This is a genomic window from Rhodanobacter denitrificans (assembly GCF_000230695.2).
In the GTDB taxonomy this organism is placed as follows: Bacteria; Pseudomonadota; Gammaproteobacteria; order Xanthomonadales; family Rhodanobacteraceae; genus Rhodanobacter; species Rhodanobacter denitrificans.
Genome location: NC_020541.1, coordinates 62,130 through 75,164, shown reverse-complemented (window position 1 = coordinate 75,164; position 13,035 = coordinate 62,130). Strand labels below are relative to the sequence as shown.

Sequence of the window (13,035 nt, the reverse complement as noted above, 5' to 3'; positions counted from 1 at the left end):
ATCCGGCATCAAGGCAAAACCCGTAAGCTATGCCGCTTCATGCCGGCGATCCGTTCGACGGCACACCTCCACCCTGCCAACGGACCCGCCCGTGACCGACCTGCTCCATGTCATCCTGCTCGGCATCATCGAGGGCATCACCGAATTCCTGCCGATCTCCTCGACCGGGCACCTGCTGATCGCGGAGAAGTTCGGGCTGGGTGCGCGCTCGGACCTGTTCAACATCGGCATCCAGGCCGGCGCGATCCTGGCGGTGACGCTGATCTACCGCAGGCGGATCTGGCTGCTGCTGACGCAGTGGCGCGAGCCGGGCAACCGCGATTACCTGTTGAAGCTGACCGTGGCCTTCCTGATCACCGCCGCGCTCGGCCTGGTCGCGGTGAAGCTCGGCTTCAAGCTGCCGGAGACGGTGACGCCGGTGGCGTGGGCGCTGGTGATCGGCGGCCTGTGGATGATCGCCGCCGAACGGCTGGCCGCGCGGCAGCCGGATCGCCGTGAAGTGACCTGGAAAGTGGCGATCCTGGTCGGCATCGCGCAGATGATCGCCGGCATCTTTCCCGGCACTTCGCGCTCGGCCGCGACGATCTTCGCGGCGATGCTGTTCGGCACCAGCAACCGCGCGGCGGCCACCGAGTTCGCCTTCCTGGTCGGCATTCCCACCATGTACGCGGCCACCGGCTACGAGCTGCTGAAGGTGGTCAGGGGCGGCGGCGCGGCGCACGAGGACTGGACCGCCCTGGTCGTCGGCTTCGTGATCTCGGCGATCATGGCGTTCGTGGCGGTGAAGTGGTTGCTCGGCTACATCCGCGCGCATGCGTTCACGCCGTTCGCGCTCTATCGCATCGCGTTCGGCGTGGCGCTGCTGTGGCTGGTGCCGGCCGGCGGCTGAGCCCGCCGCGACCGGACCCTGCGAACCAGCGCCGGCGGTGGCGCCTACGCGGCTTCGACCAGCGCCTTCCGCGGCGCCGGTTTCGGCGGGGTCTTCGGTGCGTCGACCGCACACTGGCCCGGCTGGTTGGTGCGGTCGAACAGTTCGCGCACCCATTCGATGAAGGCCTGCACGCGCGCCGACAGGTGCTTCTTCTGCGGGTAGACGATCCACACCGGCTTGCCGGTGGAGTGGGTGTCGGTCATCACCCGTTCCAGCATGCCCTTCTCCAGCAGGCACGCGGCCAGCATGCGCGGCACCTGGGTGATGCCCAGCCCGGCAGCCACCGCCTGCAGCACCGATTCGCCGTCGTTGATCAGCATGTGCGCGTCGATGTCCACGCTCATCTGCCCGCCCGGCGTGTCGAACTGCCACTGGCGCGGCCGGCCGTTCGGGTAGACGTAGTTGATGCAGCGGTGGCTCTTCAGATCCTCGATGCTGCGCGGCGCGCCGTACTTGCGCAGGTACTCGGGCGAGGCGCACACCACGTTGCTGAGGTAGCCGATCTTGCGCGCGATCAGGCTGGAATCCTCCAGCTCGCCGACGCGGATCGCGCAATCCAGGCCCTCGCCATTGAGGTCCGCCGGCGAGTCGCTCATCGACAGCTCCAGCCGGATGTCCGGGTAGCGCTGCTCGAACTCGGTCAGCCGCGGGATCACCGCGGCGCGGCCCACCGACAGCGAGATGCCCACGCGCAGCTTGCCGGTCGGCTTGCTGTTGGCAAAGTTCAGCGCCTCGGTCGCCTCGGCCAGGTCGGCAAGGATTTCCTTGCAACGTGCATGGAACGAAGCCCCGTCGTCGGTCAGCCGCAGGGAGCGGGTGGAGCGGAACAGCAGCCTGGCGCCGAGCTGGGATTCCAGCCGGGAAACGGCCCGGCTGACCCCGGAGGGGGTCATGCCGAGCTGGCTGGCGGCGGCGGCGAAACTCTTGGCCTCGACCACGCGGACGAAGGTCGAAATGGCGGAAAAGTCTTCCATGGTTTCAATTCCTCGTCGATTCGTGACTGCGGCGCACGAGTGTAGTGCGCAAGGAACGGATTTTCTATACCGGAAAGTACACCTATTCTCTCGACCCTTCGCCGGGTTCCCCCTCCCCGGCCAACAAGGTGTTGGGAGCGCAAGATGAAAAAACAATGGATGCTGGTTCCCCTGGTCGCGGCCGGAGCCTTCGGCAGCTGGCTGCTGCTGCACGGCAACGACAGCCGCGCGCAAAGCCCCGCCGGCGGGCCGCCGCCGGAAGTGACGGTGGCGCAGGCGTTGACCCGTCAGGTCAGCGACAGCGCCGAGTTCACCGGCCGGCTGGAAGCGGTGAACACGGTGCAGGTGCAGCCGCGGGTCGGCGGCTTCGTGGAGTCGGTGCATTTCCAGGAAGGCGCGCTGGTGCACAAGGGCGACGTGCTGTTCCAGCTCGACGCCCGCCCGTACCAGGCCGAAGTCGACCGGCTGGTCGCCAACCAGGCGCAGGCCAAGGCCGAGCTGAGCCTGGCCGAGACCAACCAGCGCCGCGCCGAGATGCTGCTGGCCCAGCACGCGATCGCGCAGCAGGAAGCCGACCGCCAGGCCACCACCGCGCAGAGCGCACGCGCCCAGCTGGGCGCCGCCACCGCCGCGCTCGCCGCGGCGCGGCTGAACCTGGACTTCACCCAGGTGCGCTCGCCGATCGACGGTCGCGTCAGCAACGCCCGCGTCACCCCCGGCAACCTGGTCACCAGCAGCGACGTGCTGACCAGCGTGGTCTCGGTCAACCCGGTCTACGTCTACTTCGACGTGGACGAGCAGACCTGGCTCAAGCTCGACCACCTGCGCGCCAGCGCGAAGCAGGCCGGCCGCAACGCGCGGATCGAGGCCGCGATGGGCCTGGCCGACGAGACCGGTTACCCGCATGACGGCCGCCTCGACTTCGTCGACAACCAGTTGCACAGCGGCTCCGGCACGATGCGCCTGCGCGCGGTGTTCGACAACGCCGACGGGCTGTACACGCCCGGCCTGTACGCCCGCGTGCAGCTGCAGAGCGGCCAGGCGCGCCCGCGCGTGCTGGTGGACGACCGCGCGATCGGCACCGACCTCGGCAACCAGTTCGTCTACGTGGTCGACAAGGAGCACAAGGTGCAGTACCGCAAGGTCGACACCGGCGCGCTGTTCCACGGCCTGCGCGTGATCGACAGCGGCTTGGGCGCCAACGACGTGGTGGTGGTGAACGGCCTGCAGCGCGTGCGCCCCGGCGTGGAGGTGAATCCGCAGAAGGTGGCGATGAGCTACCGGCTGGACAGCGCGGACAAGGCGCTGGTGGAGCGGGGCGATGCGCCGGATGCCGATGCGCGCACCGCGCAAGCCGGCACGACAGCTCCGCAGAGTCGCCCGCAAGGCTGAACACCGCTCCCTCCCCTGCGGCCGAAGAAAGTCCCCTTGCGGGACGTGCAGCAGGGGAGGGCTGGGGAGGGGTGAAGCCCTCCGGCGAAGCCAAGAGCAAGAGCGTCACCCCCTCCCCACCTCCCCCTGCGATGCAGGGGGAGGAGCAAAGCAGACCGAGGCCGCGAAACGGCTTCGTCGAGGATCTTTTGCATGAAAAACATCGCCCAATTCTTCGTCGACCGGCCGATCATGGCCGCCGTGCTGTCGCTGCTGTTCGTGATCACCGGCTCCATCGCGGTGTTCAAGCTGCCGATCAGTGAATACCCCGAAGTGGTGCCGCCCACCGTGGTGGTGCGTGCCGCCTACCCCGGCGCCAACCCGAAGGTGATCGCCGAAACCGTCGCCACGCCGCTGGAGGAACAGATCAACGGCGTGGAAGGCATGCTGTACACCTCCTCGCAGGCGACCAGCGACGGCGCACTCACCCTGACCGTGACGTTCGCGCTCGGCACCGATCTGAACACCGCCCAGGTCGACGTGCAGAACCGCGTGGCGCAGGCGCTGCCGAAGCTGCCCGAGGAAGTGCAGCGGCTCGGCGTGACCACGCAGAAGAGTTCGCCCGACCTGACCATGGTGGTGCACCTCACCTCGCCGGATCAGCGCTACGACATGCTGTACCTGTCGAACTACGCGCGGCTGCACGTGAAGGACGTGCTGGGGCGGCTCGATGGCGTCGGCGACGTGCAGATCTTCGGCGCCGGCGAATACTCGATGCGCGTGTGGCTGGACCCGCAGAAGCTGGCGCAGCGCTCGCTCACCACCGGCGACGTGATCAATGCGATCCGCGAGCAGAACGTGCAAGTCGCCGCCGGCGCGCTGAACGCGCCGCCCGGCCCCACCAACTCGGCGTTCCAGCTCAACATCAACACGCGCGGCCGGCTGGTCAGCGAGGACGATTTCCGCAACATCATCGTGCGCACCGCCGCGAACGGCGGCGTCACCCATCTGGGCGACGTGGCGAAGGTCGACCTGGGCTCGAACAACTACGCGCTGCGCAGCCTGCTCGACAACAAGCCGGCGGTGGCGCTGCCGATCTTCGCACGGCCCGGCTCCAACGCGATCCAGATCTCCGACGAGGTGCGCGCCACCATGGCGCAGCTGAAGAAGGAGTTCCCGCAGGGCGTCGACTACCAGATCGTGTACGACCCCACCGTGTTCGTGCGCGGCTCGATCGAGGCGGTGGCGCACACGCTGCTGGAGGCGATCCTGCTGGTGGTGCTGGTGGTGATCCTGTTCCTGCAGACCTGGCGCGCCTCGATCATCCCGCTGGTGGCGGTGCCGGTATCGCTGATCGGCACCTTCGCGGTGATGTACCTGGCCGGCTTCTCGCTCAACGCGCTGTCGCTGTTCGGCCTGGTGCTGGCGATCGGCATCGTGGTCGATGACGCGATCGTGGTGGTGGAGAATGTGGAACGGCACATCGAGCTCGGGCAATCGCCGCGCGAAGCCACGCGCAAGGCGATGCACGAGGTCACCGGGCCGATCGTCGCCACCGCGCTGGTGCTGTGCGCGGTGTTCATCCCGACCGCGTTCGTCAGCGGCCTCACCGGCCAGTTCTACCGCCAGTTCGCGCTGACCATCGCGATCTCCACGGTGATCTCCGCGTTCAACTCGCTGACCCTGAGCCCGGCGCTCGCCGCGGTGCTGCTGAAGGGCCACGATGCGCCGAAGGACCGCCTCACCCGCGGCATCGACCGCGCGTTCGGCTGGCTGTTCCGCCCGTTCAACCGCCTGTTCCATCGCGGTTCCGAACGCTACGTGGGCGGCGTCCGGCGCATCGTCGGCAAGGGCAAGCTGGCGCTGGTGGTGTACGCCGGCCTGATCGCACTGACCTGGTTCGGCTTCTCGCACGTGCCGACCGGCTTCGTGCCGGGCCAGGACAAGCAGTACCTGGTGGCGTTCGCGCAGCTGCCCGACGCGGCCTCGCTCGACCGTTCCGAGGACGTGATCCAGCGCATGGGCGCGATCGCGCTGAAGCAGCCGGGCGTGGAGCACGCGGTCGCGTTCCCCGGCCTGTCGATCAACGGCTTCACCAACTCGACCAACTCCGGCATCGTGTTCGTCACGCTGAAGCCGTTCGAGGAACGCCGTGACGCATCGTTGTCGGCCGGCGCGATCGCCGGTGCGCTGAACCAGAAGTTCGCCTCGATCCAGGATGCCTACATCGCGGTGTTCCCGCCGCCGCCGGTGATGGGCCTGGGCACGATCGGCGGCTTCCGCATGCAGATCGAGGACCGCGGCGACCGCGGCTTCGACGAGCTGTACCAGCAGACGCAGAACCTGATCGCCGCCAGCCGCAAGGATCCGGCGCTGGCCGGGCTGTTCTCCAGCTTCCAGATCAGCGTGCCGCAGGTGGACGCCGACGTGGACCGCGAGAAGGCCAAGACCGTCGGCGTGAACCTGGGCGACGTGTACCAGACCATGCAGGCCTACATGGGCTCGCTCTACGTCAACGACTTCAACCGCTTCGGCCGCACCTACCAGGTGAACGTCTCGGCCGACCCGGCGTTCCGCCACACGCCCGAAGACATCATGCAGCTGAAGACGCGCAACGCGCAGGGCCAGATGGTGCCGCTGGGTTCGTTCGTCACCGTGAAACAAGGTGCCGGCCCGGATCGCGTGCAGCACTACAACGGCTATCCCACCGCCGAGATCAACGGCGGCCCGGCGCCGGGCTTCAGCTCGGGCCAGGCGCAGGCGGCGATGGAAAAGCTGGCCAAGGACAGCCTGCCGAACGGCGTCAGCTTCGAGTGGACCGAGCTGACCTACCAGCAGATCCTGGCCGGCAACACCGCGATCCTGGTATTCCCGCTGTGCGTGCTGCTGGTGTTCCTGGTGCTGTCGTCGCTGTACGAGAGCTGGTCGCTGCCGCTGGCGGTGATCCTGATCGTGCCGATGGTGCTGCTGTCCGCGATCGCCGGCGTGTGGCTGTCCGGTGGCGACAACAACATCTTCACCCAGATCGGCTTGATCGTGCTGGTCGGGCTGGCGTGCAAGAACGCGATCCTGATCGTGGAGTTCGCCCGCGAACGCCAGCATGAAGGCATGAGCCGCCACGAGGCGGTGCTGGAAGCGGCCCACTTGCGCTTGCGCCCGATCCTGATGACCTCGTTCGCCTTCATCATGGGCGTGGTGCCGCTGGTCACCTCGCACGGCGCCGGCGCCGAGATGCGCCACGCGATGGGCGTGGCGGTGTTCGCCGGCATGCTCGGCGTGACCATCTTCGGGCTGATCTACACGCCGCTGTTCTATGTCGTCATTCGCGCCCTGGTCGAGCGCCGCGAGGCGCGCGCGGCCGCACGCGCCGCCGCGCACGCCCAGCCGGCGCTGGAGAACCACTGATGAAAACCTTGCTCAAGATCGCCGCGCTCAGCGCGGCCCTGGCCCTCGCCGGCTGCGCCAGCGTGGGCCCGAACTACCACGAAGCGAAACCCGCCGCGCCGCAACTGCAGGGCCTCGACGCCGCCCAGGAAAACAACGCGCAATTCCAGGCCGCGTGGTGGAAGCAGTTCAACGACCCCACGCTGGACGCGCTGATCCAGCGCGCCGCGGCGAACAACCTCGACCTGCGCATCGCCGTGGCGCGGCTGCATGAAGCGCGCGCGCTGCTCAGCGGCGCGAAGTCCGGGCAGCTGCCGAGCATCGACACGGACGTGAACTACACGCGCAGCCGCGGCCAGCAGCCCGGCTTCGGCACGCAGCGGCAGACGACGACCACGTACCAGGCCGGCTTCGACGCGTCATGGGAACTGGACCTGTTCGGCGGCGTGCGCCGTTCGGTGGAAGCGGCCGGCGCCGACCTCGGCGCCAGCGAGGCGGCGCTGCACGACGCCCAGGTCAGCCTGCTGGCCGAGGTGGCGCGCAACTATTTCGAACTGCGCGGCGGCCAGTTGCGGCTGGACATCGCGCGCCGCGACATCGACAACCAGCAGCAGACCGTGCACCTCACCGAGGTGCGCCAGCAGCTCGGCTCCGGCGCGGAGCAGGACGTGGCCAGCGCGAAGGCGCGCCTCGCCGCGGTGCAGGCGCAGCTGCCGCTGCTGCAGACGCAGGCCAGCGCCAGCGCATACCGTCTCGCCGTGCTGCTCGGCGAACGCCCCGGCGAGCTGGACATCGACGTGTCGCCGAAAAGCTTCACCCCGATCGCGGCGAGCCTGCCGATCGGCGACGCCGGCGACGTGCTGGCGCGCCGTCCGGACGTCCGCATGGCCGAACGCGCGTACGCCGCCGCCACCGCGCGCATCGGCGTGGCCAAGGCGGACTTCTTCCCGCACCTCACGCTGGGCGGGTTCCTCGGCTTCCTGTCCGGGCGCAGCAACGACTTCGGCAGCCCGTCGACGCGCGCCTGGTCGCTGGCGCCGAGCATCAGCTGGGCCGGGCTCAACGTGCAGCGCGTGCGCGCGAACCTGCACGCCAGCGAGGCGCGCACCGATGCGGCGCAGGCGAACTACCAGCGCACCGTGCTGGAAGCGATCGAGGACATCGACAACGCGGTCACCGGCTTCAACCAGCAGCGCGTGCGCGTCGATCGCCTGATCGAGCAGGGCACGCAGAGCAAACGCGCTGCCGACCTGGCCCGCGTGCGCTACCAGGAAGGCGCCACCGGCTTCCTCGAACTGCTGGACGCCGAACGCACCCAGCTCGCCGCCGAGGACGAGCTGGCGCAGGCCGAGGCGGCGATCAACACCCGCGCGGTGGCCTTGTACAAGGCGCTCGGCGGCGGCTGGCAGGCCTGCGGCGACGAGCGCTGCAGCGCGGTGGCCCAGGTCGGCGCCGCGCCATGAGCCGGCCGGCCCGACGCGCGCCGGCGGCGACGCCGGTCATCACGCCGACCTATCGCGTGGCGCTGGTCAGCGGCGCCAACCGCGGCCTCGGTTTCGAGGTGGCACGCCAGCTCAGCGAATACGGCATGACCGTGCTGCTCGGCGCACGCGACCTGGACAAGGGCCTGCACGCGGCGCGCCAGCTGGCCGGCGCGCCCGGCGAGGTGATCGCGGTGCAGCTCGACGTCACGCAACAGGAGCAGGTCGACACGCTGGCGCGCTGGATCGAGATCACCTACGGCCGGCTCGACGTGCTGGTCAACAACGCCGGCGGTTACTACGACCCCGACGCGCAGGCCAGCGACGGCGACCTCGCGCCGGCGCTGGACGCGATGCAGACCCACCTGTTCGGCAGCTGGCGGCTGTGCAGCGCACTGCTGCCGCTGATGCGCCGGCATGGCTACGGCCGCATCGTCAACGTCTCCAGCGGCTGCGCCGCCAGCGCTTCGAACGGCAGCGCCTGCGTGGCCTACCGCACCTCCAAGTCCGCGCTCAACGCGTACACGCGCACGCTGGCGGCGGAGCTGGAGGGCAGCGGCATTGCAGTCAACGCGGTGTGCCCAGGCTGGACCGCCACCGACCTCGGCGGCCCCGGTGGCCGCCCGGTCAGCATCGGCGCCGCCGGTGTGGTGTGGGCCACCAGCCTGCCCACCCCGGCGCCGACCGGACGCTTCTTCCGCGACGGCGAACCCATCGCCTGGTGATCCGCGCTCCCGCATCGAGGAATGGGCTCAGCCGGCGCCGACTGTGCTGTGCTACGAGTACAGCGCATGCCAGCGGCCGCCCGCGTAGACGAAGATGTCGGACGAACGCACGCCGTTGGCCGCGCCCAGCTGCGGGTCGTAGAAGGTGAGGATCGCGGTGTCGCCGTGGATCACGACCGCCTTGCCCGATGGATGCGCCTTCAGCCACGTATCCACCTTGCGCCGCTCGGCGTCGTTGCCGCGGTTCTTCACCGCATGCGCCAGGATCGCGGCCTTCGCATGCACCACCCCGTCGGCGCCGACCGAGCGGTACTCGGGCAGCAACATGCCGTCGAGCCAGGCCGTGTCGCCATCGAGCTCGGCCGCCAGCCAGTGCTGGTCGACGGCGATCACTGCCGCCTCGCTTCTGCCGGTCTCGTTCGCGCCCGCGCGCGCGACGGCGGTGGCCGCGTGCACGCTCAGGGTCGTCATCGACAGCACGGCCACACACCTGGTGCCGATCCGAAACAGATATGGCTTGCACATCGCACTGCCCTCATGCGCGGCCGGATGACCGCCGACCCAGCCTGTACGGCAGGGCGGCGACCGGCAACGCTTCCGTGACCAGCGCCGGCGGGAGGAGGACAAGCGGCAGGCAAGCGCTGTCCAGCGGCGTCCACGATCACGGCGACGAAGCACCGGGGTTTCCGCCAGCAACGCCGCGGCTGCTCGATGCCGCGACCTGCTGCGTACGCCGGCTGGGCGGCTGAATCACGGCAGTACCCTGGCCCACGCGCGCACCGGGAACGCGCCGATCCCGGCGATCCGCATCGGAGCGGCGGAGAAGCGGAGGTTCCGGGAGGGCAACGAGTTCATCGGTGCAAGGTTTTCCACGATCGGGATGCCTGCCGCGAGCAGGATCGAGTGTGCCGGCCGCTGGGCATCCTGGGTGTCGTCGATGTTGATGGCGTCGATCCCGACCAGCAGCGCGCCGTTGTCGCGCAGATACTCCGCCCCGTCGCGCGACAGATAGGGTGACGCCTCGGTGTAGGCCGGCGTCCCCCAGCGCAGCGCCTGGCCGGTATCCAGAAGCACCGCCCGTCCGCGCACTTCCGTGGCGGCGATCGCCTCGCGCGCAATCGCGCGCCCCTGCATCCCCGCCAACCGAATCACGACGGCGTCGAGGTCGGCCACCGATGCCAGGGCAAGCCCCGCCACGTCGATTCCTCCCGGGTAGCGATGGGACGGCGCGTCGATGCTGGTGCCGGTGTTGGCGACCATGTCCACCCGGCCGATCTGGAAGGTCACCCCGGGCGCATAGCGGCCATGGCTTGCCTCGTGGCTCATGTATTCGGTGATCCTTGGCGCCGGCAGCCCCGGAAACACGACTTCGCCGTCCCGGACCGGATGGCTCAGGTCGAACAGGTCACCCCGCGCCGCGCCTTGCGCGATCGCCACGGCACTGGCGCGCCGCTTGTGCCGCTCGTTGATGATCTGCTTGTTCAGGATGCGGACCGCTCCCACCATCAACAGGCGCAGGTCCTTGATGATGTACTCGGCGAGCGCCTGATCGGCGATGTCGTCGCCGTCGAGATCCAGGCGGAATCCCTGCCCCTGCATGCCACCGCCGTTCGAGAAATCGACTTCGAAGTCAAAGCAAACCCGCTTGTCGGTGGTCTGGTTGCCGCTGGTCACGATGCTGGTTCTCCGGGTGCGTGGTTGACGCGACACTAGTCGGACAGCATCATCAAGACAATCCAATAGTTCTTATCTCATCTATAAGAAATTCATGACATCGCTCGACCTTGACCTGCTGCGCACGTTCGTTGCCGTTGCCGAGCGCGGCTCCTTCAGCGCGGCGGCTTCTCGCATTTCGCGCAGCCAGGCGGCGATCAGCCAGCAGGTCCAGCGGCTGGAGGCGCAACTGGGCGAAACACTGTTTGCGCGCAACAGTCGCGAGGTGCGCCTGAGTCCTGCCGGCGAACGCCTGCTCGGCTACGCCAGCCGGCTGCTCCACCTGAGCGAGGAGGCGGTCCTGGCGGTGCGCGACGGCACCACGCGCAGCGTGGTACGGCTCGGCGTGACCGACGAGATCGCCGCGTACGCCTTGATACCGGCGCTCGCCGATCTCCGCGCGCGGCGGACCGACCTGCTGTTCGAGATAACGACCGGCACCACGCGGGACCTGGTGGCGCAGCTCGACACGCGATGCGATCTGGTGATCGGCCTCGGGCTGCCGGGCCACGCCGCCGGCACCACCTTGGCCAGGCTGCCGTTGCGGTGGATGGGTCACTGGCCGGGCAAAGGTGCTGTTCCCCTCGTGCTCTACCCCGAAGGCTGTCTCATGCGCGGGCAGGCGCTCGCCGCGCTGGATCGCGCCGGGCTGCCCTGGGAGATCACCACCAGCACCTCCAGCGTGGCGTCGGTGGAAGCTGCCGCGCGCGCCGGTTTGGCGGTTGGCGTTCTGGCTTCCCATCTGGCCGCGCCGGATCTGCCCAGGGCGCGCGGGCTGCCGGCGCTGCCGTCCATCGATGTGCGGATCTTCGCCGGGAAGGCCGCGGTACCGGTCGCCGAGGCGCTGGGCACGCTCGTCGCGAAGCGGCTAAGGGCGCGCCGAGCCGGTTAGCTCGACCTGGCGCGGTCGCGACGGGGTCGCGGCGCGGACCAGCATCCATCCGCAGCGCCTGCCGGCCGGCCGCGCGGGTTCGCGCGCTGCTTGTCACGCTCGAAGCACCGATCGTCACAAGATCGGCGACGGTCCGAGCCGCGCGTGCCAGCCTGCGCGGCATCCACATCCATGCCGTCGCGGCCGGCCATCCGCTTTATCGGGCGCGCGGCGAAGGAGAGCCAGACATGCGCTTGCCGTCCCCGTTCGTGCTCCTGACCGCCGCGACCCTGATCGGTGGCGGCGCCCATGCAGCATCGCCTGCCACCTCGTCAGCACCGGCGATCTTCGCTCCCGGCGTCATCGCCGGTCCCAACGACGACGGCGCCGCCGCGTTCAGCCCGGATGGCGCCGCGGTGTACTTCATGCGCGGCACCGACAGCTTCACGCTGATGGAGTCGCATCGCGTCGATGGCCGCTGGTCGACGCCGCGCGTCGCGCCGTTCCCCGGGCGCTGGCGCGACCTCGACCCGGCGATGGCGCCGGACGGCTCCTACCTGGTGTTCGCCTCGAACCGGCCGGTGGCCGCCGGCGGCGCAGCGCTCGACGGCTACTACGACGGCAAGCCGCAGCCGCGCCGCGGCGGCAAACGATATGCGCAAGGACATCGTCGTGTTGTTGTACGCGAACGATGCCGAGCCTCCCGGCAGAGGTGGTGGAAGTGAAAGTATGGAAACTCGAAAGTGGCTCCGTCAATGACTATGCGCCTTTGGTCTTTGGCAGCGACAAGGACGTCGCGTCGGGCATGTTCGACACCTCCGGCGCCAGCCTCTCCTGGTCAAGAAAGCCCAGGGTCGAAGTCTTCGTCGAACCGGGAAAGAAGAAGCCCAAACCGCTGGCAGACGTCAGTGCACTGACTCCGGGCGCCCTGGTCATGAACGACAAGGCGAAGGTTGCGCTCGAGCCCTTCCTGTCGCGCTTCGGGCAGTTCCTCGAGATGGACTGCGCAGGCGAGTCGCGCTGGTTCTACAACGTGACCAGCGTCATTCCCTGCATCGACGAGGCTCGCTCGGCCAAGCGTCCGAGCGGTTCGATCGTGAGGGAGGAATTCTTCGAGGACTGGGTGCCGGTCGGTGCGGCCGTGTTTAAAGACCCGCTGACAGCCGCGGCGGTGCTCTATGTCAACGAAGCGGGCAAGGCGGCACTGGAAGCCATCATCACGGAAGCTGCCATCGTGGGCGTGGCCTTTGTGGAGCTGGGACCGCCGCCCAAGAAGCCTCGTCCACGGAGCTGAGCCGAACGGCACCTGCTGCAACCCTGTCGGCTTCGGTTCCGTTCACGGTCTTGCGTATCCCCTTCGCGCTGTCCCCGCACCGCCAGGATCAGGGCGGTATCGATCACCGGCAGGTAGCAGTACAACGCCACGTATCCCGCCGCGCCGTGGCCGATCAGCAATTCGCGCTTGTCGTCGCCAGCCGGGCGGCCGATCAGCGGGTTGTCCGCAAGCACGTCGAACGCACTGATGATTCCCCCCGCCCTTGTCTCGGCTGCCGCGCTCTCGTGGTGATGCAAGTGCTCCACGATG

Annotated in this window: 12 protein-coding genes; 8 read left to right on the top strand and 4 right to left on the bottom strand. The window is 68.9% G+C overall.

Going from position 1 to position 13,035, the window contains the following annotated elements:
• Nucleotides 1-91: 91 nt before the first annotated feature.
• Nucleotides 92-889, top strand: a complete 798-nt coding sequence (locus tag R2APBS1_RS00365; RefSeq protein WP_015446399.1) for an undecaprenyl-diphosphate phosphatase — start codon at nt 92-94, stop codon at nt 887-889.
• Between the two features lie 44 nt (nt 890-933).
• Here R2APBS1_RS00365 and R2APBS1_RS00360 read toward each other — a convergent pair whose 3' ends face one another.
• Nucleotides 934-1,905 carry a LysR family transcriptional regulator gene (locus R2APBS1_RS00360; protein WP_015446398.1) on the bottom strand — a complete coding sequence of 324 codons (972 nt, stop codon included), beginning with the start codon at nt 1,903-1,905 and terminating at the stop codon, nt 934-936.
• A gap of 144 nt (nt 1,906-2,049) precedes the next feature.
• On the opposite strand from R2APBS1_RS00360, the gene R2APBS1_RS00355 reads away from it, so the two are divergent.
• The 4 genes from R2APBS1_RS00355 (at nt 2,050) to R2APBS1_RS00340 (ending at nt 8,866) form a co-directional block, all read left to right on the top strand.
• Nucleotides 2,050-3,297, top strand: a complete 1,248-nt coding sequence (locus tag R2APBS1_RS00355) for an efflux RND transporter periplasmic adaptor subunit (RefSeq protein WP_015446397.1) — start codon at nt 2,050-2,052, stop codon at nt 3,295-3,297.
• Between the two features lie 192 nt (nt 3,298-3,489).
• Entirely contained in the window at nt 3,490-6,681 is a 3,192-nt protein-coding gene (locus R2APBS1_RS00350) for an efflux RND transporter permease subunit (RefSeq protein ID WP_015446396.1), read from the top strand.
• Nucleotides 6,681-8,123, top strand: coding sequence for an efflux transporter outer membrane subunit (locus R2APBS1_RS00345; protein ID WP_015446395.1), 1,443 nt, complete (start codon nt 6,681-6,683; stop codon nt 8,121-8,123). Before R2APBS1_RS00350 ends, R2APBS1_RS00345 begins: the two co-directional genes overlap by 1 nt.
• On the top strand, nt 8,120-8,866 hold the full coding sequence (locus tag R2APBS1_RS00340) for an SDR family NAD(P)-dependent oxidoreductase (RefSeq protein ID WP_015446394.1): 747 nt from the start codon (nt 8,120-8,122) through the stop codon (nt 8,864-8,866). The genes R2APBS1_RS00345 and R2APBS1_RS00340 overlap by 4 nt, the downstream gene beginning before the upstream one ends.
• Nucleotides 8,867-8,917: 51 nt before the next feature.
• On the opposite strand, the gene R2APBS1_RS00335 is transcribed toward R2APBS1_RS00340, so the two are convergent.
• Both R2APBS1_RS00335 and R2APBS1_RS00330 read right to left on the bottom strand, forming a co-directional pair.
• On the bottom strand, nt 8,918-9,337 hold the full coding sequence (locus R2APBS1_RS00335) for a nuclear transport factor 2 family protein (protein ID WP_236127030.1): 420 nt from the start codon (nt 9,335-9,337) through the stop codon (nt 8,918-8,920).
• A 279-nt stretch (nt 9,338-9,616) separates the two neighbouring features.
• Nucleotides 9,617-10,540 (bottom strand): cyclase family protein, encoded by a 924-nt coding sequence (locus R2APBS1_RS00330; protein ID WP_015446392.1) that lies wholly within the window; start codon nt 10,538-10,540, stop codon nt 9,617-9,619.
• 94 nt (nt 10,541-10,634) lie between these two features.
• On the opposite strand from R2APBS1_RS00330, the gene R2APBS1_RS00325 reads away from it, so the two are divergent.
• From R2APBS1_RS00325 to R2APBS1_RS00315, 3 genes are all read left to right on the top strand, one after another.
• Nucleotides 10,635-11,471, top strand: a complete 837-nt coding sequence (locus tag R2APBS1_RS00325; protein ID WP_015446391.1) for a LysR family transcriptional regulator — start codon at nt 10,635-10,637, stop codon at nt 11,469-11,471.
• A gap of 227 nt (nt 11,472-11,698) precedes the next feature.
• Entirely contained in the window at nt 11,699-12,175 is a 477-nt protein-coding gene (locus R2APBS1_RS00320; protein WP_051061120.1) for a TolB-like translocation protein, read from the top strand.
• On the top strand, nt 12,166-12,744 hold the full coding sequence (locus R2APBS1_RS00315) for a hypothetical protein (RefSeq protein WP_236126979.1): 579 nt from the start codon (nt 12,166-12,168) through the stop codon (nt 12,742-12,744). Before R2APBS1_RS00320 ends, R2APBS1_RS00315 begins: the two co-directional genes overlap by 10 nt.
• Here the strand turns inward: R2APBS1_RS00315 and R2APBS1_RS19945 are convergent.
• Nucleotides 12,627-13,031, bottom strand: coding sequence for a type II toxin-antitoxin system RelE/ParE family toxin (locus R2APBS1_RS19945; RefSeq protein ID WP_236127029.1), 405 nt, complete (start codon nt 13,029-13,031; stop codon nt 12,627-12,629). The two genes, R2APBS1_RS00315 and R2APBS1_RS19945, sit on opposite strands and share 118 nt — an antisense overlap.
• Nucleotides 13,032-13,035 lie beyond the last annotated feature (4 nt).